The organism is Roseovarius pacificus (assembly GCF_900142665.1).
Lineage (GTDB): Bacteria > Pseudomonadota > Alphaproteobacteria > Rhodobacterales > Rhodobacteraceae > Roseovarius > Roseovarius pacificus.
This window is the reverse complement of sequence record NZ_FRBR01000022.1, coordinates 22,114-44,380: the sequence shown is the minus strand read 5'-3', so window position 1 is coordinate 44,380 and position 22,267 is coordinate 22,114. Positions and strand designations below refer to the sequence as shown.

The window sequence follows — 22,267 nt, the reverse complement described above, 5'->3', positions numbered from 1 at the left end:
CCGGATCGTTTCCGGGACGCCCCTCACCCCCCGGGATGTTTCGGCAAGAAGAAACCCCGCGACCCGCTGAAAAAACAGGGAGACATGATATGAGCGAGATACTGGAGCTTGGGGCGGTTGAGTTACGCGCCTGTCTTGGAGCCGGGCAGATGAGCGCCGAAGAGCTGATGCGCGCGACACTGGAACGGATCGAAAAAACCAACGGTGTTTTGAACGCTGTCGTGTCGATGAAAGATGGCGATGCACTGATGGCCGAGGCGCGCGCCGCTGACGTCACGCCCGGCGGTGGTGCTTTGGCGGGCTTGCCGGTTTGCGTGAAGGACATGGCCAATGCGAAGGGGTTCCCGACAAGTATGGGGTCCCCGGCTTTTGCGGACAAGATCGCAGAAAAGGACGATCTGTTCGTGTCGCGCATGCGCGATGCCGGGGCCATCGTGATCGGGAAATCGAACACGCCGGAGTTTGCCCTTGGCAGTCATACTTTCAACACGGTGCATGGCGCGACATGCAACCCTTACAATTCCGGCGTGTCCTGTGGCGGGTCATCGGGTGGCGCGGCGGTTGCCTTGGCGGCGCGTATGGTTTCGATCGCGGACGGATCGGACATGATGGGCAGCCTGCGCAACCCCGCAGGGTGGAACAACGTTTACGGCATGCGGCCCAGTTGGGGGCTTGTTCCGGCCGAGCCCGTTGCAGACACGTTCCTGCATCAGATATCGACGGAAGGCCCCATGGCACGCAGTCCGCAGGATCTTGCGCTGTTGCTGAAGGTCATGGCGGGCCCCGATCCGCGACAGCCGCACGGTATGCCCGTTCCCGAACTGGGCCTGGCCGGGATCGACCCGGCAGGGGTCAGGATCGGTTGGCTGGGGGATTGGGGAGGAGCCTATCCGATGGATGACGGCATTCTGGAGCTGTGTCAGGCCGCCTGCCAGTCTCTTGCCGATCTCGGGTGCCGGGTGGAGCCGGTTGCGGCGCCTTACAGCCGCGAGGCCTTGTGGGAGAGTTGGACGACCTTGCGGAGCTGGACCATGGCCTCAAAGCTCTCGGCGCTTCTGGAGAATCCGAAAACGCGGGATCAGATCAAAGCCGATGCCGTTTGGGAAATCGAGCGTGGCCTTGCGATGAAGGCCGTGGATGTTCACAAGGCGAGCGTGGCCCGCTCGGGATGGTTCCGGGCGGCCGCGGCGCTTTTTGACAGTTACGATGCCTTGGTTTTGCCCACGGCGCAGGTGTGGCCGTTTCCGATGGACTGGAGTTGGCCCGCAGAGGTGGCCGGGGTCGGGATGGATACGTATCACCGCTGGATGGAGGCGATGGTGCCCGCCAGTCTGGCAGGGCTGCCTGCTCTGGCAATGCCCGCCGGGTTCGGTGAGAACGGGTTACCGATGGGCATCCAGTTGATCGGCAGGAAAGGAAGTGACCGGCGGCTTCTGGAGATTGCCGCGCTCTATCACGAGGCAACGTTCTGGCCGCAGAAAAATCCACCGGAAATCGTTGTTGCCTGACTGTACCTTTCAGAAGGTCGGAGGCGTGTTTGCCCATAACACGCGCGTGCGTGTCGTTCCGGGGTTGCGATAGGCATGCCGGCGGCTGGAATTGAAGTGAAAGGAATCGTTTTCGTGAAGATGATAGACGATATCGTCGAGGATCAGTTCCAGTTCGCCCTCCAGAATATATCCCATTTCTTCGCCCACATGTTGAATATGATCTTCGCTGGACCCGTCCGGTTCGATGATATGAATGTTGCATTGCAGGATGTGATCCTTGGAATGCGGAATGATGCGTTCCAGGCAGATTCCGGTACCGCGCCGGACCGGATCGAGGTCAATGACCGGACGTTCCCCCATGCGCGAGACAACTTGTTCCTTGCCGTTGGTTTCATCGAATAGCAGGCCGATGGTGACATCCAGAGCCTGCGTGATTCGGTGCAGAACGGCGACGGATGGCTGGGTCTTGTCGTTTTCGATCTTCGACATGTGCCCTTCTGAGATTTTCGCCAGATCCGCCAGTTGTTTCAGGGTCATCTTTCGGATTCTGCGCAACGACTTAATTCGATCTCCGATCATGTACCCAACCTTTTTCCGACCTGTGATTTGTGATTATCCGTTCTTTTCCCGACTGTTTCCATTGTTAACTGTGCTTTAAAATTAAGCAAACCCGGCCACTTGCAGGTAAGTGCATGCAAGATACTTGCATGAACTGGCCACCTGAGCTTACGCTGATCCGTGTCAGCTGTTTCGCAGTGTGACCATGAAAACGAATAAAAGCCAGCGGTGGAGATTGCGCTTTTGCTGCTCCGCCGCGATGCAAACTCAGGGAGTCACAAATGCCTATGAACGCATTTGCAGGTGTATTGAAGAAATCTGCACGTCATGCCGTGCTGTCCGCGCCCATTGCCGTTGCGGGATTGATGGCGGTCTCTGCGCCGGCCACTGCAGAATCCGTGCTGAAGATTGTACCGCATGCAGACCTGCGCAATGTCGACCCGATCTGGACGACGGCCTATATCACGCGAAACCACGGATATCTGGTGTTCGACACGCTGTTCGCACTGGATGAAAATCTCGAAGTTCAGCCGCAGATGGCTGCGGGTCACGACGTCAGTGAGGACGGGCTGACCTATACGATCACGCTGCGCGATGGGCTGACCTTCCATGACGGATCGTCCGTGACCGCCGAAGATGTTGTTGCATCGCTCAAGCGTTGGGGCGCACGCGACGGCATGGGCCAGAAACTGATGCGCGTGACGGCCAGCCTTGAGGCTGCGGATGACAAGACTGTCGTTCTGACACTGGCGGAACCTTACGGCCTTGTTTTACAGTCGCTTGGCAAGATTTCGTCCAACGTGCCGTTCATCATGCCCAAGCGTCTGGCGGAAACCGACCCCAATGCGCAGGTCGAGGAAATCATCGGTTCGGGACCGTTCAAATTCGTTGCCGACGAATGGCAGCCGGGCAACCAGGTGGTTTATGAAAAATTCGACGAGTATGTGCCGCGTGAAGAGCCTGCAAGCTATGCCGCGGGTGGCAAGGTGGCCAATGTGGATCGTGTCGAGTGGCGCTATATCCCCGATGCGGCGACGGCAAGTCAGGCCTTGCTGGCAGGTGAGGTCGATTATTACGAGCAGCCCGCTGTCGATCTGTTGCCGATGATCCAGTCGGACTCGTCGATCAAGGTCGAAACAGTCGACCCGCTTGGCACGCAAGGCGTTATCCGCTTCAATTTCAAGTATCCGCCGTTCGACAATAAACAGGCTCGTCAGGCCGCGCTTTGGGCCGTGCAACAGGCCGACTACATGTACTCGATCATGGGCGACCCGGCCTATTTCGAGGAGTTCTGCGGTGCCTATTTCATGTGCGGTGGCCCGTATGAAACCGATATCGGAAGCGAAGCGCTGCGCGAAAAGGATATCGAAAAGGCCAAAGCCCTGTTGGCGGAGTCCGGCTATGACGGGCGTGAGGTGCTGATCCTCGATCCGACGGATATTCCGGTGGCGCATGGGCAGTCGCTGGTGACGGCACAGGCGCTGCGCGAGATTGGCATGAATGTGAAGCTGGTCGCGATGGACTGGGCCACGATGACGTCGCGCCGGGCCGTTCGTGAGGCGCCCGAGGAAGGTGGCTGGAACATCTTCCCGACATGGTGGCTGGCCGCCGACCAGCTGAACCCCGTGACCAATATCTCGGTCGCGGCCTCGGGTGACAATGCCTGGTTCGGTTGGCCTGAAAACCAGAAGATCGAAGATCTGCGCAATGCCTTCGCCAAGGAAACAGATGCTGCGAAGCAGATGGAGATTATCGAGGAGTTGCAGGCCGAACTTTATGATTTCGTGCCCTATATCCCGACCGGGCAGTACTATCAGCCGACGGCCTTCCGCGATAACGTGAGCGGAGTTCTGGAGGCTCCGGTTCCGTTCTTCTGGAACATCTCGGTCGAGTAATCGTCGTTTGATCAGGCAGCGCGCGCCGTGCGCGCTGCCGTCCAGTCAACAAGGTGAGCCGGGTATGTACGCATATATCATCCGTCGACTTGTCGCGACCATCCCGATCATGGCGATCGTGGCGGTGTTTGTCTTTATGCTGCTGCACCTCAGCCCAGGCGATCCGGCGGCAATCATCGCCGGGGATTTCGCCACGGAAGAGCAGATTCTGAAAATCCGCGAACAACTGGGCCTGAACGATCCGCTTTATATCCAGTTCGGGAGTTGGCTGATCAACCTGCTGCAAGGGGACATGGGCCAGTCCATCTATTCCGGACTGCCGGTGACCAAGCTGATCGGACAACGGCTGGAGCCAACGCTGATGCTGACGCTGTGCACCATGCTGATTGCCATCACCATGGCGATTCCGCTTGGCGTCATCGCGGCATGGAAAGTCGGAACGTGGATCGACCGTGCGGTCATGACGCTGGCGGTTTTCGGATTTTCCGTCCCGGTTTTCGTGATCGGGTATCTGTTGATCCTCGGAGGTTCACGCACGCTCGGCTGGTTCCCGGTGCAGGGATATACCAGCATCCTCGAAAGCGTTCCGGGGTTCCTGTCTCACATCACCTTGCCTGCGTTGACGCTCGGGGCGGTCTATATGGCGCTGATCGCGCGCATGACGCGCGCCACGATGCTGGAAGTTCTGAACGAGGACTATGTGCGCACCGCTTATGCCAAGGGGCTGGCGACGCGCAAGGTTCTGGTCAAACATGCGCTCAAGAACGCGATGGTGCCGATCAGCACGACGATCGGCCTGGGTGTTGCCCTGCTGATCGGTGGTGTAGTCGTGACCGAAAGCGTTTTCGCCATTCCCGGCCTTGGACGACTGACGGTCGATGCGGTTTTGCGCACCGATTATCCCGTGATTCAGGGCGTTATCCTCGTGTTTTCCTTTACCTATGTCCTGCTGAACCTGCTGATCGACCTGAGCTACGTGCTGTTCGATCCGCGCATCCGGTACTGAGCCGGTCAGCCAGAAGTCCAAGGATACAAACCCATGAGTTTGCATGTGCAAGACCTGTCATTCGGCGCGCGCCTGAAGCATCGCGCGCGGGTGGTCGCGGAATCCTTCAAACGCAATCCGACGATGCTGTTCGGTGTGGCTGTCCTGTTGTTGATGGCCGGGCTTGCGTTTCTGGCGCCGTGGCTGGGCTTGCCCGACCCGATGCAGCAATCCCCGCGTGACCGCCTGCAATCGCCGTCTCCCGAGGCGCTGTTCGGAACCGATATGTATGGGCGGGACCTGTTCAGCCGCGTGTTGCATGGCGGACAGGTTTCGCTGGTGGTCGGGCTGACCGTTGCTGCCATGGCCACGATTTTCGGTTTGGCCATAGGGTTGGTGTCCGGGTTCGTGCGCCGTGTCGATGCGGTGATCATGCGCCTCATGGATGCGCTGATGTCCATTCCCTCGATCCTGCTGGCCATCGCCCTCGTGGCGCTTTGGGGAAGCAGCGTGCCCAACGTAATCCTGGCCCTGACCATTCCCGAGATTCCGCGTGTGGTACGGCTGGTGCGTTCGGTCGTCCTGATGCTGCGCGATCAGCTTTATGTGCAGGCCGCGATTGCCTGTGGTACCTCGACGCCACGTATCCTGATCCGGCACATCCTGCCCAACACCATTCCGCCGCTGATCGTGCAGGCCACCTACATCTGTGCACAGGCTGTGATTTTCGAGGCTTATCTGAGCTTTGTCGGCGCGGGCACGCCACCTGAAATCCCGAGTTGGGGCAACATCATGGCTGAGGGACGCATGTTCTTTTTCCAGTCTGTCGGGATCATCCTGTATCCGGGGGCGTTTCTGGCGCTGACGGTTTTCGCGATCAACACGTTTGGGGATGGTTTGCGTGACTCGCTCGATCCCCGCATGCAAAGGAGGGTCTGAGAAGATGACCGAAGACACCGCCCTTCTGGATCGCGGCCCCTCCGCGGATGCCGGAGCGGACCCCGTGCTTCAGGTGGAAGACCTGCGCACATATTTCGACACGCGCGATGGCGTCGTGAAGGCCGTCGACGGGCTGAGTTTCTCGGTCCGGCCAGGTGAAATCCTGAGCGTGGTGGGGGAATCCGGGTGCGGCAAATCCATCACCTCGCTATCGGTCATGCAGCTTTTGCCGCGCCCGCCTGCGCGGTTTGCCTCGGGTCGGATCATGTTCAAGGGCAGCGATCTGTTGCAGGCCAGCGAAGAAGAGATGCGCCGTGTGCGCGGTAACGAAATCTCGATGATCTTTCAGGACCCGATGTCGTCGCTCAACCCGGTGCTGAGCATCGGGGATCAGTTGACCGAGGCGATCATGCTGCATCAGGGCTTGTCCCAGAAACAGGCGATGGACCATGCGGCCGAAATGCTGGACCTCGTGCATATCCCCGAACCGCGCCGCCGTCTCAAGGAATACCCCCATCAATTGTCGGGGGGCATGCGGCAGCGGGTGATGATTGCCATGGCGCTGTCCTGCAACCCTTCGGTGCTGATCGCGGACGAGCCGACCACGGCGCTGGACGTGACCATTCAGGCGCAGATTCTGGCTCTGATGGAGGAAATCCGCGACAAGCTGAAAACCGCGATCATCCTGATTACGCACGATCTGGGCGTAGTCGCGGAAATGGCCGACCGGGTTCTGGTGATGTATGCCGGGCGCAAGGTGGAAGAGGCGGACGTTGCTGAAATCTTCGAACGCCCGCAGCACCCGTATACGCGGGGGTTGATGCGCTCGGTCCCGCGGCTGACGACGGATTTTTCGGAAGCACGCCAGGAGCGGCTGTCGGAAATCCCCGGTATCGTTCCGGCCCTGACCAACCTTCCGAAGGGCTGCACCTTTGCCGAGCGTTGCGCCTTCGCGACGGACCGTTGCCGCGCGGAATACCCCGCCCTTGAGCCCAAGAAGCCCGACCATCTTGCCGCGTGCTGGGAAAGCGCAAACCTGCCGGACTGGACCCTATGACAGTGAAATCAGAGCCTCCTCTTCTTGAAGTCAAGAACCTGACCAAGCATTTCCCGATCCGGGGCGGGCTGCGCAACCGCGAGCAGGCGCGCGTTTATGCGGTGGATGGCGTTTCGTTCTCGGTGAATGCGGGGGAAACCCTTGGGATTGTCGGGGAGTCAGGTTGTGGCAAGTCCACAACGGGCAAGGCGATCCTGCGTCTGGAAGACCCGACCAGCGGGCAGATTTTACTGAAAGGCAAGGATATCACCCATATCTCGCGCCGGGAGATGCACCCGTATCGTCAGCAGATGCAGGTCATCTTTCAGGACCCCTATGCGTCACTCAATCAAAGACTGCGGGCAGGGGATATCGTTGGCGAACCCCTGGGCAACTATGGAAATCTGTCGCCAACCGAACGGCGCGAAAAGGTGGCTGACCTGTTTGCGCGGGTCGGGTTGCGCCAGGATGCGATGCATCGCTTCCCCTATGAATTTTCGGGCGGGCAACGCCAGAGGTTGGGGATCGCGCGGGCGCTTGCGCTCAATCCCGAGATCATCATCGCCGACGAACCCGTTTCGGCGCTGGACGTATCCGTGCAGGCGCAGGTGGTGAACCTGATGATGGACCTGCAAGAGGAACTGGGCCTGTCTTATCTGTTCATCGCCCACGATCTGGCCATCGTGCAGCATATCAGCCACCGGATCGGCGTGATGTATCTGGGCAAGCTGGTCGAGATCACGGACAAGCAAAGCCTGTTCCGCTCACCTCAGCACCCTTATACCGAGGCCTTGCTCGACTCCGTTCCCATTCCCGATCCGCGCAAGCGCAAGTCGCGCAAAGTGCTGAAGGGAGATGTGCCAAGCCCGATGAAGCCGCCCACGGGATGCAACTTCAATACCCGCTGCCCCTTTGCTGTGGATCGTTGCTTCAAGGAAGAGCCCGAGCTGCGCGAGGTCGCGCCGGGGCACATGGCCGCGTGCCATCTTCGCTGACCTATCTTGCCGGAGACAAGAATGACTGACCTGACCGGACTGGACCTGACCCGCAAACTGATCTCATTCAACACGATCAGCCCGCCGGGAAACGAGGCCGATTGCGCACGCTATATCGCGAGGCTGCTGGAAAATGCGGGTTTTGACATTACCTGGCATGACTGGCAGCCGCAGCGCCCCAACCTGATCGCAACGCTGCCCGCAACCGAAGAGGTGACACGCGGCGCCATCGTTTATTCGGGGCATCTCGATACCGTACCGCTTGGGCAGGTGGACTGGAGCGAAGACCCCTTCGCCGGCCAGATCAAGGATGGCCGCATGTACGGGCGCGGGACATCGGACATGAAAAGCGGTGTGGCCGCCTGCATCATGGCGGGGCTCGCTCTGGCGCAAGAGCCGGTGCGGCGTGCAGAGGTCAAACTGATCTTCAGCGCCGGCGAGGAAACCGGATGCGAGGGCGTGCTGGCCCTGGCCGAACGCCCGGACCTGTTGGGCACATGCGATGCACTGGTCGTTGCGGAACCCACGGACAACCGCCCGTTCATCGGGCACAAGGGTGCGCTGTGGTTGTCGCTTGTCCACAGGGGGGTGACAGCGCATGGCTCGATGCCGGAAAAGGGAAAGAACGCCATTTTTGCCGCCTGTGCGTCGATAGACGCCCTGCGCGGGTTCGATTTCGGCGTCGAGGTGCACGCCGTCATGGGCGGACCTTCGTTGAATGTTGGCAACATGAATGCGGGCCTCAACGTCAACTCGGTTCCCGATCTGGCGCGCGTGGGCGTCGATATCCGCTCGACCGTGGGGCAGAGCAATGCGCAGATCAAGGAACAGCTTGGTGCACTTCTTGGCGAGGATGTGGATATCGAGCCGATGACGGATATGGATCATGTCTATACCGACCCCGATCATCCGTGGATGAGCCAGGTATTTTCCGTGGTGGAAGAGGTGACAGGCCAGCGGCCCGAGGTCGGGACCGCAACATATTTCACCGACGCCTCGGTGCTGAAACCTGCGATGGGCGATCCGGCGACCCTGATCATGGGGCCGGGTGCGATGGCGATGGCACATCAGACGGACGAATATTTCGAAACCGCGCTGATGGCCCCATGTATCGAGGTCTTCACCCGTCTGGGCCGTTTGCATATCATGTGAGAATGTCAGACAAGACCCACTGCCTGAACTGTGGCAGCAAACTGAAACGCAACACACCGATCTGCCCGCAATGTGGCGTGGCACAGCCGGTCAGGCCCGTCGGCGGGCTGATCGGATTGGTTGTTTTGCTCGTGCTTTTAGGGGTGTCTGTGCTGGTGGCGATAATCTGAGGGCTGATTGGCCTGCCTGCCATGGCCGCCGGAACATCGAGAATATCAGCCGAATGCAGTGGGCGGCGGGTGAGCGCGATCTGACGTGCGGGATAACTGCTGTCCATGTAGCACTATCAAATCCGTCACGCGCCTGCGCCTTTGCCCTGTTTGACATCTGGTATCGAAATGGCTTGCGGTTGCGTGACTTATTCATCCGATACACGGCATGAAACAGCCCTCGCTACACCGAGCGAGCGTTAGCCGATATCCCGATCCACCGAGCATGCCAAGGCGAACAGGAGACCGCAGATGGCGACCAGACCGATCAGGATAACTGCGCTGGACATGATCTCTGCCCTCCGGTGACAGCTTTCGTTGAGAACTCACATGGGGTGGAATCGGTGCATATGGCAACCGTCGGGCCGGACAGCATGGCCGTAGTGTTGCGCAAATGCTGGTGCCATCGGCGGAGGGGCACCGATCGGGGCAAATTCCCTGCGGTTTTCCGCCGGAACTGTCATCGAATCAAGGATCGGGCTGTGCTGTCAGACGGATTCTAACCGGTCTCAGTCAGGGCAGGGGGCTGCCATTATACCGCGCAAAGGCACTGTCATTTGGCGAGGGCGGCGGCGCGGTTGAGTTTGAAAATCTGTCGGCTGGAGAGGCTGCATTCGTGATTGAAGCGGTTGAAAACCGAGGCGTGAACGGCGGCGAATTTCTGCAAATTTTTCAGGCGTTTAAAGCGGGGTATGGTGTGCTCTTGCCTACGGAATGGCAGGTGTAACTGCCCGGCGCGATTGTTCGGGCAGCGACGAGTCATTTGCTGCTCAGTATTGGCCAGCGCCAGGTTTGCGCCGATAGATGGAGCGTGATTTTGGGGCGATCGGGTGGGGTGGCGTTTCGTACGAAACGTACGAAGTGTACGCGGGTTTTGTACGAAATTCGGGGGTGTTCGGGAAACTTGCGCCCATCATGGACGCAAGCCGGGTATCTTCAGACACTGCCAATATCCAGTGTCTGACCATCGGCCGGAGTAATGAACTTCGGTCCAGTATTTGTGGAAGGGCCTACCACAGCTCAGCATCTGAGGAGGATATTGTAGAGGTCCTGATCGCGTGTATTGAACCGGAATTTGGTTTCCTTGAGGAAGGTTGGGAAGCCCTGAGCCCTCGCATCACGGCGACAGGGCAATGCACCTGGCGGTGCAGAACGGGCTGCGTGCGCATCACTGGATATTCGGCGACAGGTCAGCGCAGGACAGGGCTGCCCGTGCGGACGTAAACGCAATCGTCGCTTATGTGCGTGAGCTACAACAGGCAAACGGCATCGACTGTCGCCGTGCTCTTGAAAAAGCAGACCTGCCGGAAGTCTCCCCGGCAGGTCGCGTCCGCTTCGGTTTACATAAGGTGGGTCAGAGCTTTACCCCGCGCAACCGAAGCGCATTGCCGATCACCGAGACCGACGACAGCGACATTGCGGCCGCCGCGATCATCGGCGAGAGCAGGAGGCCGAAGACCGGGTAGAGGATGCCCGCCGCGACGGGCACGCCGGCGGCGTTGTAAACGAAGGCGAAGAACAGGTTCTGCTTGATGTTGCGCAGGGTGGCGCGGGCCAGCTTGCGCGCCCGGACGATGCCCGTCAGATCCCCCGACAGAAGCGTGATGCCGGCGCTTTCCACGGCCACGTCGGCGCCGGTGCCCATCGCGATTCCCACATCCGCCGCGGCGAGGGCCGGGGCGTCGTTCACGCCGTCACCGGCCATGGCCACAAGCGCGCCCGCAGCGTGAAGCTCGTCTACCAGCGCCTTCTTGTCCTCGGGCAGGACGCCGGCGCGGACGTCGTCGATACCCAGCCTGGCGGCCACGGCCTCGGCGGTGCGCTGGTTGTCGCCCGTCGCCATGATCACCCGCAGGCCCTGTGCGTGCAGGTCGCGGATCGCGGCTTCGGTGGTTTCCTTGATGGGGTCGGCCACGGCGACGATCCCGGCAAGTTCTCCGCCGATGGCGATGAACATCGCGGTCTTGCCTTCGGTGCGGAGCGTGTCTGCCGTTTCTTCTGCCGGGCCTGTGTCGATGCCAAGGCTTTCCATCATGGCCGGATTGCCAAGCGCCACGTCGCTTTCATCGACCCGGCCCTTGACGCCCTTGCCGGTGACGGCCTCGAAACCGGAGGCCCGCGCGGGTTTCAGCCCGCGGTCGCGGGCACCCGCCACGATCGCCTCGGCCAGGGGATGCTCGGAGCCCGTTTCCAGCGCGGCGGCGACGGCAAGCACGTCCTCCTCGTTTCGATCCGACAGCGTGACGACATCGGTCAGGCGCGGCCGCCCCTCGGTCAGGGTGCCGGTCTTGTCAACGATGAGCGTGTCGACCCTGGACATGCGTTCGAGTGCCTGCGCGTCCTTGATCAGAACACCGGCCTGTGCCCCGCGCCCGGCGGCGGTGGTGATCGAAATCGGGGTGGCGAGCCCCAGCGCGCAGGGGCAGGCGATGATCAGCACCGAAACCGCCGAGGCGATGGCGAAGGCCAATGCCGGGTCAGGCCCGACCGCCAGCCAAGTGCCGAAGGCGATCACGGCGATGGCCACGACCGTGGGCACGAAGATCTCAGATACCTTGTCGGCAAGGCCCTGGATCGGCGCCTTGGAGCGGCGCGCGCCCGCGACCATGCCGACGATCTGCGCCAGCACGGTATCGGCGCCCACCTGCGTTGCCCGGATCGCCAGCGTTCCGTTCTTGTTGATCGTGCCGCCGGTGACGTGGTCGCCTTCGGTCTTTTCGACCGGGACGGGTTCGCCGGTGATCATGCTTTCGTCGATCGAGGAATGGCCCTCGATCACCTCGGCATCGACCGGCACGCTGTCGCCGGGACGCACGCGGAGCATGTCGCCCTCGACCACGTTTTCCAGCGGGGCATCGTATTCCGAGCCGTCCGGCAGGATGCGGCGGGCAGTCTTGGGCGCGAGGTCCATCAGCGCGCGGATCGCGTCACCCGTGCGCTCGCGGGCGCGCAGTTCCAGCACCTGGCCCACGAAGATCAGCGTGACGATCACCACCGCCGCCTCGTAATAGGTGCCGACGCCGTCGCCCATGCGGTATTCCGGCGGAAAGATCTCGGGCAGGAAGGTGGCGAAGAGCGAGTAGATATAGGCCGCGCCGACGCCGAGCGAAATCAGCGTCCACATGTTGGGCGAGACGTTGCGGATCGAGTCGATCCCGCGCTTGAAGAAGGGGAGGGCGGCCCAGAAGACGATCGGCGTGGCCAGCGCAAACTCGATATAGACCGACAGCTGGTGACCCAGCCAGTCGCGCAGGTTCAGGCCGACCATCTCGCCCATCGTCAGGACCATGAGCGGCACCGCCGCTGCGGCGCTGACCCAGAGGCGGCGGGTGAAGTCTGTCAGCTCCTCGCTGGGTTCGTCGCTGGGCACCATCGGCTCCAGAGCCATGCCGCAAATCGGGCAGGCCCCCGGCTCGTCGCGGATGATCTCGGGGTGCATCGGACAGGTCCATTGTGTGCCGGCGGCGACGTTGGCCCTGGCGTGACTGGCATTGCCGGAGGCGTAGAAATAGGGATCGGCGCGGAAGTTTTCCCGGCAGCCGTCGGAGCAGAAGTAAAAACTCCGGTCGTCATAGGTTTCGGTCCGCGTCTGGTCGGTGATCTGGACGGTCATGCCGCAGACCGGGTCGGTTGCGGTATCGGCGCCGGGGGGACTCCCGTCACCGTGATTGTGGCCGTGATGATGGGGGTGATCGTGGTTTGCATGCCCGGTCATGGCTGTCTCCTTGTCCGTGCCAGCCTATGTAGGGATTCCAGTCACTGGAGAGTCAAGGCCGGTCGGAAAAAATCAGAAAGGGACGGTCGAAGACCCGCCGATCACGAAAAATTGGGGCGGCTTTCTGTATTGCGGCGACGGTTTGACTGGACAGCCGGGGAAAGCCCGGTATTTTTGCGCCTCATGAGACAGCTGCGGTCCGCTCTTGCCCGGTGCCTGATGGTCGTGCTCATGGCGACGTTCGTCATGGGGTCGTTCGGTATGGGTGCGGCCGGGGCCGCGACGACGGCCGAGCCCGCCCACATGATGGACCACGAAGCGCAGTCCGGCAGCGACTGTCCGGCGATGGACGAGACCGGCGCGCCGATGCAGAAGGGCCATGCGGCCTGCACGATGACGGTCTGCTGTTTCTCCGAAGCGCCCGATTTCGGTGCAATTCAGCGGGACGCCCAGCTTCTGCCGGCCAGTTACGCCGTGTCCGTGGAGGCCCGCCTGACCCAGGCTGAGCCCGAGCGCGCCAAGAAACCGCCAAAACACGCCTGATCCCTTGACCGGAACGGTCCGGGCGCTTTCGCGCGTCCGGGCCCCCTTGTTGCCGCGGTGCGTCCGCGGCCCCCCAAGAGACAGGTATGTGATATGCGTGGACGATATTTCGCGCTGGCGATCATGGCGCTTGCCGCAGGAAGCGCCGGTGGTGTGCTGTATGAACGCGAGCGGATGGCCCAGGATATGGACGCAGGCGAGACAGGGGACGAGATCCTCTACTGGGTCGCGCCGATGGACCCCAATTTCCGCAAGGATGGCCCGGGCAAGTCGCCGATGGGCATGGACCTTGTGCCGGTGTACGAGGGGCAGGAGCCGTCGGGCGACCCCGAGGAGGTGACGCTGTCGGCGGCCGAGGTGAACACCATCGGGGTGCGCACTGCCGTGGCTCGGGTCGAGGATATCGCGCACCGGGTCGAGACGGTGGGTTTCGTCGATTACGACGCGCACGCCACCAGCCATATCCACACCCGTGTCGAAGGCTGGATCGAGCGGCTGGAATTGCGCGCCGTGGGCGACGAGGTGTCCGAGGGCGACCTGCTCTTCGATCTCTATGCCCCTGAAATCACCATCGCCAGCTCCGAGCTTCTGCGCGCCACGCGGTCGGGCGATGCCGACGAGATCGCGATTGCCCGCACCAAGCTGATGAATTTTGGCGTCAGCGCACGCCAGATCGACGAGATGGCACAGGCGGAACGCCCGGCACAGCGCGTTCGGTTCTATGCGCCGCAGGATGGTGTGGTCTTCGCGCTCGACGCCGCTGACGGTATGTACCTGCGCCCCGACACGCGGGCGATGTCGCTGGCCGATACCTCTACGGTCTGGCTGCTGGTGGACGTGTTCGAGCGGGACATGGCGCAGCTTTCAGTCGACATGCGCGCCGAGGCGCGGTTCGATCACCTGCCGGGGCAGGTCTTTGCCGGTGTGATCGACTATATCTTCCCGGAACTCGACGCCGAAACGCGCACGCTGCGGGTGCGGCTGCGGTTCGACAATGAAGAGGGGCTTTTGCGGCCCAACATGTTCGCCAAGGTGGCGCTGGTGCCGGAGGAGGCGCGGCAGGCGCTGACCGTGCCGTCCGAGGCGGTGATCCGCACCGGCCGCGTCGAGCGGGTGATCCTGCGCCTGCCCGGCGGCAGCTTTCGCCCCCGGCTGGTGACGACCGGGCTGCGCGGCGGCTTTGCCGACGGCCGGCGTACCGAGATCGTGCAGGGGCTGGCCCCGGGGGACGAGGTCGTGGCCTCTGCCCAGTTCCTGATCGACAGCGAAAGCGCCTTGAACGCCGGGATGATGCGGTTCGCGCCCACCGAGGCGGAACCCGCCACCGGCAAGGGCTTGCTGCTGTCGCTGGACCGCGAGACGCGGCAAGCCCGGATCGCGCATGAGCCGGTCGAGGCGTTGGGCTGGCCTGCGATGGAGACCGAGTTCGCCCTGCGGTCGGATGTCTATCTGGGGAACCTGACGGACGGGCAGGAGGTGGAATTCGAGGCGGTGCGCGGGGCCGACGGGCTGATGGCGCTGACCCGCCTGGGCCGGGATGACGGCGTGGATGCCACCGGCGAGGGCGTCGTGCATGCCGTCACGCCCGAGGGCAAGTTGACCGTCAGCCATGATCCGATCCCGGCGCTCGGCTGGCCCGCGATGAAGATGGACCTCGACGTACAGGAGGGCGTCGATACCGCCGCGATCCCGCTGGGCGAGCCGGTTGCGTTCGACCTGTCCGTGGGCGAAGGCGGCATGGCCGTCATCGTGGCCGTGCGGGCAGAGGGGGCGGAGGCCGAATCTGCGCCTGCGTCCGAAATCGCCGCGGTCGAACCGCAAGATGAGGCCACGCCGCCGATCACCGTCGAGGGACGCATCAAGGCCGTCGATGCCGAAACCGGCATGGCCACCATTGCCCATGGCCCAATCGCCGAGATCGGGATGCCGGCGATGACGATGGACTTTGCGCTGACCGAGGGGCTCAATGCGGCGGAGTTGCCCCTGGAGCAGGATGTGACCCTGACCTTCCTGCGGCCCGATGGCCTGACGATGGTGTTGAACGCGGTCGAGACCAAGCCCGCACCGATGATTGTCACCGGCACGATCAACGGCGTCGACGCAGAGGCGGGCATGGCCAACATCACCCACGGCCCGATACCCGAGATCGGGATGCCCGGCATGACGATGGATTTCGCCCTCGCCGGGGGTGTCGATCCGGCCGATCTGCCGGTGGGGCAGGAGACCGGGCTGCTGTTGATCCAGGGGGCGGACATGTCGTTGTCGCTCGCCGGCACTGTGGAGCCGGGCCAATGATCCCCGCCATCATCCGCTGGTCGGTTGCCAACCGCTTCATCGTGATCGTTCTGGCGCTGTTCCTGGGCGCGGCCGGGGTCTGGGCGCTGCGCAGCACGCCAGTGGACGCGATCCCCGACTTGTCGGACGTGCAGGTCATCATCAAGACACCCTATGCTGGGCAGGCGCCGCAGGTGGTGGAGGACCAGGTGACCTACCCGATCACCACTGCCATGCTGTCCGTGCCCGGTGCGGTGGATGTGCGGGGCTTTTCGTTCTTCGGGGACAGCTATGTCTATGTCGTGTTCGAGGACGGCACCGACCTTTACTGGGCGCGGTCGCGGGTTCTGGAATATCTCGCACAGGTGCAGTCGCGCCTGCCCGCAGGCGTGAACCCCGAACTGGGGCCGGATGCCACCGGGGTGGGCTGGATCTATCAATATGTGCTGGTCGACCGCACGGGCGGGCATGACCTGTCGCAGCTGCGCACGTTGCAGGACTGGTTCCTGAAATTCGAGTTGCAGACCGTCGAGGGGGTGTCGGAGGTCGCTACCATCGGCGGCATGGTCAAGCAGTACCAGGTCGTCGTCGACCCCGACAAGCTGCGCGCCTTCAACATTCCGCTGTCCATGCTGCGCGCGGCCATCGGCAAGGCCAACCGTGAAAGTGGGGGCAGCGTGATCGAAATGGCCGAGGCCGAGTACATGGTCCGGGCCACTGGCTATGTCGACAGTATCGAGGACCTGTCCGAGATCCCGCTGAAGGTCAACCAACGGGGTACTGCGGTCACGCTGGGGGATGTCGCCGAGATTCGGCTGGGCCCGCAGATGCGGCGCGGCGTGGGCGAGTTCAACGGCGAAGGCGACGCGGTGGGCGCGGTGATCGTGATGCGCTGGGGCGAGAACGCACTGGCGACGATCAACGCGGTCGAGGAGAAGCTGGACAGCCTGCGCGAGTCGCTGCCCGAGGGGGTGGAGATCGTCACCACCTATGACCGCTCCGGCGTCATCGAACGGGCTATCGACAACCTGCAAAAGAAACTGACCGAGGAGTTCATCGTTGTCGTGCTGGTTTGTGGCGCGTTCCTGCTCCATCTGCGCTCGTCGCTGGTGATCGTGCTGTTCCTGCCATTGGGTGTGCTGGCGGCCTTTGCCGTGATGCGCTTGCAGGGGGTCAATGCCAACATCATGTCGCTGGGCGGGATCGCCATTGCCATTGGCGCGATGGTGGATGCCGCCGTGGTGATGATCGAAGCGATGCATCGCAAGATGGAGGGTCGGCGCCTGTCCTCCGAGGAGCGATGGCAGGCCGCGCGCGAGGCTGCCGCCGAGGTGGGACCGGCGCTGTTCTACTCGCTGGCGATCATCACGATCAGCTTCCTGCCTGTCTTCGTTCTGGAATCGCAGGAAGGGCGGCTGTTCAAGCCGCTGGCCTTTACCAAGACCTACGCCATGGCCGCCGCCGCGATCCTGTCGATCACGCTGGTGCCGGTGCTGATGGGCTATTTCATCCGGGGAAAGATCGTGGCCGAGCGGCGCAACCCGCTGAACGTGGCCTGCCAGTGGATCTATCGCCCGTTCCTGGATGCGGCGGTGGCCTGGCCCTGGGCCACGGTCCTGCTGGCCGTTGCGCTGGTGGCCTCGATGGCGCATCCGCTGCAACGGCTGGGCACCGAGTTCATGCCGGAGCTGAACGAGGGCGATTTCCTTTACATGCCGTCGCTCTATCCGGGCGTGTCCATCGGCAAGGCGCGGGAAGTGCTGCAACAGACCAACCGGATGATCGCGCAGGTGCCGGAGGTGGAAACCGTGCATGGCAAGCTGGGCCGCGCCGATACGGCGACGGACCCCGCGCCGCTGACGATGATCGAGACGACGATTCAGCTGAAACCGAAGGAGGACTGGCGGCCGGGTGTCGGCATGGACGACATCCGAAACGAGCTGGACGCCCGCGTGCAGGTGCCCGGCGTCACCAATGTCTGGATTCAGCCGATCAAGAACCGGATCGACATGCTGGCCACGGGGGTCAAGACGCCCGTCGGGGTCAAGGTTTCGGGCGCGGACCTGAACGTGATCGAGGAGATCGCTGTTGCGGTGGAACAGGCGGTGGCCGATATTCCCGGCACGGCCTCGGCCTATGCCGAACGGCCCGTGGGCGGGCGGTTCATCGAGATCGACATCGACCGCGCAGAGGCGGCGCGCTACGCGTTGTCGATCGAGGACGTGCAGGAGGTGGTGCAGACGGCCATCGGCGGGCAGACCATCGCCGAGTCGGTCGAGGGGCTGGAACGTTTCCCGATCAACCTGCGCTATCCGCGCGACTGGCGGGACAGCCCGGACAGGCTGGACGATCTGCCCATTGTGACGCCTTCGGGCGCGCATATTCCACTGGGGGCCGTGGCCGAGGTGAAGCTGGTCGACGGCCCCGGCATGATCCGGTCGGAAAACGCCCGGCGCACCGGGTTCGTCTTTGTCGACATTGCCGGGCGGGACCTTGGCAGCTATGTGGCCGAGGCGCAGCGGGTGGTGGCGGATGCTGTCGAACTGCCGCCGGGATATTCCCTCGCCTGGTCGGGCCAGTACGAATATATCGAGCGGGTGCAGGAGCGGCTGGGCCTCGTGGCGCCCGCAACGCTGATGATCATAACCCTGATGTTGTTCCTTGCCTTCAACCGGGTCACAGAGGTGGCGATCATTCTTCTGGCGCTGCCCGTGGCGCTGGCCGGGGGCGTGTGGCTGATCTTTACCCTGGGCTATGCCGTGTCGGTTGCCGTGCTGGTGGGGTTCATTGCCCTAGCGGGCGTGGCGGTGGAGACGGCCATCGTGATGCTGCTTTACCTCAACCTGGCCTGGGACCGGCGTGTTCTGGCCGCCAAGGAACAGGATCGGGAGGTCAATCGCGACGACATCGAGACAGCGGTGTTCGAAGGAGCGCTGCTGCGCCTGCGGCCCAAGCTGATGACCGTGGCCACGATCTTTGCCGGCCTCATCCCGATCATGTATGGCGATGCCACCGGATCGGAGGTGATGCAGCGCATTGCCGCGCCGATGATCGGCGGCATGGCCACGGCGACGATCCTGACGCTGTTCGTGATCCCGGCGATCTTTGTCATCTGGAAACGTTTCACCCTTGGGCGGGTCAACCGGCAGATGCTGCAACCCGTCCGTCCCTTCCATTCCCCCCAGCCCGGTGAATGACCGGGCACCATATGCGCAAAAGGAGAACCGATATGCGTACATTCCTGCTTTCCCTCGCCTTTGCCGCGACCGCCCCGGCGCTTGCCCTGGCCAGCGACGATTCGCACTCCGGCCATGACATGTCCTCGCACGATGGCATGGCGGGCGTTCATGCCGAAGCGACGGTCAACAGTATCGGCGACGGCACCGCCAACATCAGTCATGGTCCCATCGCCGAGATCGGCTGGCCCGCAATGACGATGGATCTGCCCGTGCTGGACGGTGCCGAGATCGACGGTGTGGAGGCCGGCGACGAGGTGATGATGATGCTGGAAAAGGGCGATGACGGCATGTACGTCATCCGTGCGCTTATGCCGAAAGAGTGAGGCGGCCCTGTCGCAAAGAGTAGGCCCTTTCCCGAAGAGGTTTGGCGCGCTTGATCATCCGCAATCGGGTGAATGCCGGAAAGCGGACATTGGGGCTGAGCGCCGAGAGCTTCGGGGCTCAGCCCGATCCGAGGGGATTACCTACGGCATCTGTTCGGCAGGTATCTGCGACGACCAGAAGCGCGGGATCGTGGACCAGATGGGGCTCCCGCCATACTGATGCGGGATATCGAGGTTTTCAAGGCGACGGCGGTTCCTCGCGGGCGGCGGCGGAAGACCTCGCGGCGCGTCAATTGCCCTGAGAACCGCCCCGGCCGGGGAGTGTTGGCCGGGGTCGATATCTATGCACGGCATGAGCCTCAGGACTCCGAAATGTTGCGCTCACCGGCGGGTGAACGTGGATATTTGCGCTTATGAAAGACACCCGGCGCGTTGCGCCCTGTGAACTCAGGACAGAAGCCCGCGAAGTCGGAGCGAATGCTGTAACCGGAGTAGGTTTGGAATAAATCCATCATCAAATACCATGGTGCTACTGGTCGCTTCAGGTGCCGCCGTAGAGATTCGAACATAATGCCGATGCGGCTTTGCGCACCAAGAATCCTCGGCCTACTGCATGAGGCAGGGTTGGTGTCGCAGGCTTCGGTCCGCGCCCCACGCCCCGCAGTGCCCCTGGGAAAGGTAATTTTGCGGGGGGCGTCGGCCTTAAAACGGCGGACCGCCCCGATGAACCCATCCGAAAGTATGTATTACCCCCGAGAGTCAGGAAGGTTGTGGATGGTGCAAATTACCTCTTGATTGACTGGGTATCTCCTGTGCCCGAAGTGCTCGAGGCCGTTCCAAGGGGGGTGCGGAAGGTGAGTTTGAGCGACGGATAGCGGGAAAACGGCGCCATTACGGCTTAGGTATGTTTTGCATATACTAAATAATGTTTTAACCTATTGGCATGAGTTATGTAAGAGCTTATAGTATTATCGAGTATCGGATGCGTCCGGGTCCGGGCACAATCCCCTCGCAAGCCAACCGGATGTGGTTGCGCGCATAGCGAGCGGCGAGTTGGAGAACAGTAGCCGTGGTGGCGAAGAAAGGTCGAAATGAGTCGGCAGGGCTCTCGGGGGAAGCGAATACCCCTCCCTTCTTGGGGGGTGTTTCCGAGGTGGACCGCCAGGGCCAGAGATCCGGGCTGAATGGTGTGACTGCCAGCGCCATTGGCATGGGGCTGGTTTTGCAGGGTCAGCCGATGGAGGCGCGTGCTTCGACCGGCGGCGATGGAGTGCCGGATGACGCAGGAGATGCGGAGCGCCGCGAGGTGCCCCCCGATGCCGTCGAAAGCGATCCTTACGAGCAGAAGGCACCTCAGGACGCGCTTGCAGATGAGATGTCCGGCGGAGATGCCGACGATCCGGTCGGCGATGCCGAATTGGCGGCGTCGGGTCCTGTTGTGGCCGCGGGGCGCACGTCAGGGATTGACGATGCCGGTGCGGCAGCATCTGCCACCGCTGCCATGCTGTCGGATAACGAGGCCGACGAGGTGGTTCTGTCGCGTGAGGGCGAAGCAGGGCAGCCAGCGGTTGAGCTTGATTTCGACTCGGATGAGGATGAGGGCCTGCCCGGGTCCGTTTTTGAGCCGGTTCTCGGTGATGACGGGATTGTCGACAACCTGCTCGATGTGCTTGTCGGCGAAGGCGGTGTGCTTGATGGCTTGCTGGGGGAGGACGGTCTCCTCGGTGACGTGCTGGACACGCTTGTCGGTGAGGATGGCATTCTCGATCTCAGCGTGCTGGAAGGCTTGCTTGGAGAGGATGGCTATTTAGGCGGCGCGATAAATGTAATCCTGGGCGATGAGGGGCTCGTGGCCGATATCGTCGGGGAGGACGGTGTCGTGGGCGATCTTCTGGAGGCGCTGGTAGAGGATGATGGCGTCCTGGACAGCCTGTTGAGCCCGGTGCTTGGCGGTGGTGTGGTCGACGATCTGCTTGGCGAGGATGGTATCGTGCCCGGCCTGATCGGGGACCTGTTCGGTGGTGACGGTCTGGTGGATGAGGTTGTCGGAAATATTCCGGTCGTGGGGGACCTGCTCGGATCCGGCGGTCTTCTCGGCGTAGTGTTCGGCGAGAACAGTGCGCTTGGCGGGGTGCTGGGTTTCGGCGGCGACGACGAGGACAGCGCCGCGTCGGATGAGGCGGTTGGGCCGTCCGAAGACGATGGTTTTCTCGACGACCTTCTTGGGCTGGGCGAAACGGCGGAGGGAGCTGCGGACGAGGCGGCCGGCATTGTCACCGATCTCTTCGAGGGGCTTTCCCTTGACGGGGTTGGCGACGTGATGACGGACCTTCTCGGTGACGAGGATATCTTTGGTGTGGATGTCCCTGAAACCGCGACGGATGGGTTCGACGATCTGTATGCCGGTCTTGTCGGTGAAACGAGCCTTGTGGGTACGCTTGCCGGAGAAGGCCTGATCGGCGAGACTGCCGATCTTCTGGCGGATGGTGAGGTTGATGCTCTTCTGAACGAGATTCTCGGGCCTTCCAGTTCGGATGTCACTGGCGGGGAAGGGGTGTTTGACGCGCTGTTCGGCGAGGCCGACGAGAGCGGAGAAACTCAGGTTGGCGGGCTGCTTGCGGAGACGGGTGGCTTGGTAGATGGCATCGTGAACGCATTGGATTCGGATGCATCGCTGCTTGATGGTCTGCTCTCTGCCCAAGATGATAGTGTCTGAGAAATGCAACACCAGGGTTGCAAGCTACTGGGCGGCAATAGCATAGTGCGATACAATCTATTTCTTGGGTATTATGTGTTGACTAGTTCTTTTGGGGGCGACAACTTCTGATTTCTATCCAATAAGTGTGTTTAAGTTGGGGGTGGTGAAAATATAGGGGTAGGCGCTATCCGTTCTGTGTGGGGTGGTGCCTTCAGT

At 62.1% G+C, this 22,267-nt stretch carries 16 protein-coding genes; 12 read left to right on the top strand and 4 right to left on the bottom strand.

Annotated features, from left to right (window positions below; translation table 11 throughout):
• Positions 1 to 89: 89 nt before the first annotated feature.
• Positions 90 to 1,508, top strand: a complete 1,419-nt coding sequence (locus BUB53_RS20560) for an amidase (protein ID WP_073037707.1) — start codon at positions 90 to 92, stop codon at positions 1,506 to 1,508.
• 9 nt (positions 1,509 to 1,517) lie between these two features.
• On the opposite strand, the gene BUB53_RS20555 is transcribed toward BUB53_RS20560, so the two are convergent.
• On the bottom strand, positions 1,518 to 2,069 hold the full coding sequence (locus BUB53_RS20555) for a cupin domain-containing protein (RefSeq protein ID WP_073037705.1): 552 nt from the start codon (positions 2,067 to 2,069) through the stop codon (positions 1,518 to 1,520).
• Between the two features lie 260 nt (positions 2,070 to 2,329).
• Between BUB53_RS20555 and BUB53_RS20550 the strand changes: the two genes are divergently transcribed.
• From BUB53_RS20550 to BUB53_RS20525, 6 genes are all read left to right on the top strand, one after another.
• Positions 2,330 to 3,943, top strand: coding sequence for an ABC transporter substrate-binding protein (locus BUB53_RS20550; RefSeq protein ID WP_200797831.1), 1,614 nt, complete (start codon positions 2,330 to 2,332; stop codon positions 3,941 to 3,943).
• A gap of 64 nt (positions 3,944 to 4,007) precedes the next feature.
• On the top strand, positions 4,008 to 4,949 hold the full coding sequence (locus BUB53_RS20545) for an ABC transporter permease (protein WP_073037701.1): 942 nt from the start codon (positions 4,008 to 4,010) through the stop codon (positions 4,947 to 4,949).
• Positions 4,950 to 4,982: 33 nt separating this feature from the next.
• Entirely contained in the window at positions 4,983 to 5,867 is an 885-nt protein-coding gene (locus BUB53_RS20540; protein WP_073037699.1) for an ABC transporter permease, read from the top strand.
• A gap of 4 nt (positions 5,868 to 5,871) precedes the next feature.
• Positions 5,872 to 6,924: an ABC transporter ATP-binding protein gene (locus BUB53_RS20535; RefSeq protein ID WP_073037697.1), complete on the top strand. Its 1,053-nt coding sequence runs from the start codon at positions 5,872 to 5,874 to the stop codon at positions 6,922 to 6,924.
• A complete protein-coding gene (locus BUB53_RS20530; protein ID WP_073037694.1) occupies positions 6,921 to 7,898 on the top strand; it encodes an ABC transporter ATP-binding protein in 978 nt (325 codons plus the stop codon). The genes BUB53_RS20535 and BUB53_RS20530 overlap by 4 nt, the downstream gene beginning before the upstream one ends.
• Positions 7,899 to 7,919: 21 nt before the next feature.
• Positions 7,920 to 9,050 carry a M20 family metallopeptidase gene (locus tag BUB53_RS20525; protein WP_073037692.1) on the top strand — a complete coding sequence of 377 codons (1,131 nt, stop codon included), beginning with the start codon at positions 7,920 to 7,922 and terminating at the stop codon, positions 9,048 to 9,050.
• On the opposite strand, the gene BUB53_RS20520 is transcribed toward BUB53_RS20525, so the two are convergent.
• The 3 genes from BUB53_RS20520 to BUB53_RS20515 all read right to left on the bottom strand — a co-directional run bounded on the left by BUB53_RS20520 (position 9,043) and on the right by BUB53_RS20515 (position 12,974).
• Positions 9,043 to 9,327, bottom strand: a complete 285-nt coding sequence (locus BUB53_RS20520; RefSeq protein WP_073037690.1) for a hypothetical protein — start codon at positions 9,325 to 9,327, stop codon at positions 9,043 to 9,045. The genes BUB53_RS20525 and BUB53_RS20520 overlap by 8 nt on opposite strands.
• Before the next feature lie 485 nt (positions 9,328 to 9,812).
• Positions 9,813 to 10,022: a hypothetical protein gene (locus BUB53_RS22875; protein ID WP_159437885.1), complete on the bottom strand. Its 210-nt coding sequence runs from the start codon at positions 10,020 to 10,022 to the stop codon at positions 9,813 to 9,815.
• Between the two features lie 591 nt (positions 10,023 to 10,613).
• Entirely contained in the window at positions 10,614 to 12,974 is a 2,361-nt protein-coding gene (locus tag BUB53_RS20515; protein ID WP_073037688.1) for a heavy metal translocating P-type ATPase, read from the bottom strand.
• A gap of 183 nt (positions 12,975 to 13,157) precedes the next feature.
• On the opposite strand from BUB53_RS20515, the gene BUB53_RS20510 reads away from it, so the two are divergent.
• The 5 genes from BUB53_RS20510 (at position 13,158) to BUB53_RS20490 (ending at position 22,069) form a co-directional block, all read left to right on the top strand.
• On the top strand, positions 13,158 to 13,517 hold the full coding sequence (locus BUB53_RS20510) for a hypothetical protein (protein ID WP_073037686.1): 360 nt from the start codon (positions 13,158 to 13,160) through the stop codon (positions 13,515 to 13,517).
• A 93-nt stretch (positions 13,518 to 13,610) separates the two neighbouring features.
• Entirely contained in the window at positions 13,611 to 15,812 is a 2,202-nt protein-coding gene (locus tag BUB53_RS20505; protein ID WP_073037684.1) for an efflux RND transporter periplasmic adaptor subunit, read from the top strand.
• Positions 15,809 to 18,988 (top strand): efflux RND transporter permease subunit, encoded by a 3,180-nt coding sequence (locus BUB53_RS20500; RefSeq protein WP_073037682.1) that lies wholly within the window; start codon positions 15,809 to 15,811, stop codon positions 18,986 to 18,988. The genes BUB53_RS20505 and BUB53_RS20500 overlap by 4 nt, the downstream gene beginning before the upstream one ends.
• A 32-nt stretch (positions 18,989 to 19,020) precedes the next feature.
• The gene (locus BUB53_RS20495; RefSeq protein ID WP_073037680.1) at positions 19,021 to 19,353 is read left to right on the top strand and encodes a copper-binding protein; all 333 of its coding nucleotides are present in this window, start codon (positions 19,021 to 19,023) and stop codon (positions 19,351 to 19,353) included.
• A gap of 1,135 nt (positions 19,354 to 20,488) precedes the next feature.
• Positions 20,489 to 22,069: a hypothetical protein gene (locus BUB53_RS20490; RefSeq protein ID WP_073037677.1), complete on the top strand. Its 1,581-nt coding sequence runs from the start codon at positions 20,489 to 20,491 to the stop codon at positions 22,067 to 22,069.
• The last annotated feature ends 198 nt before the right edge of the window (positions 22,070 to 22,267 follow it).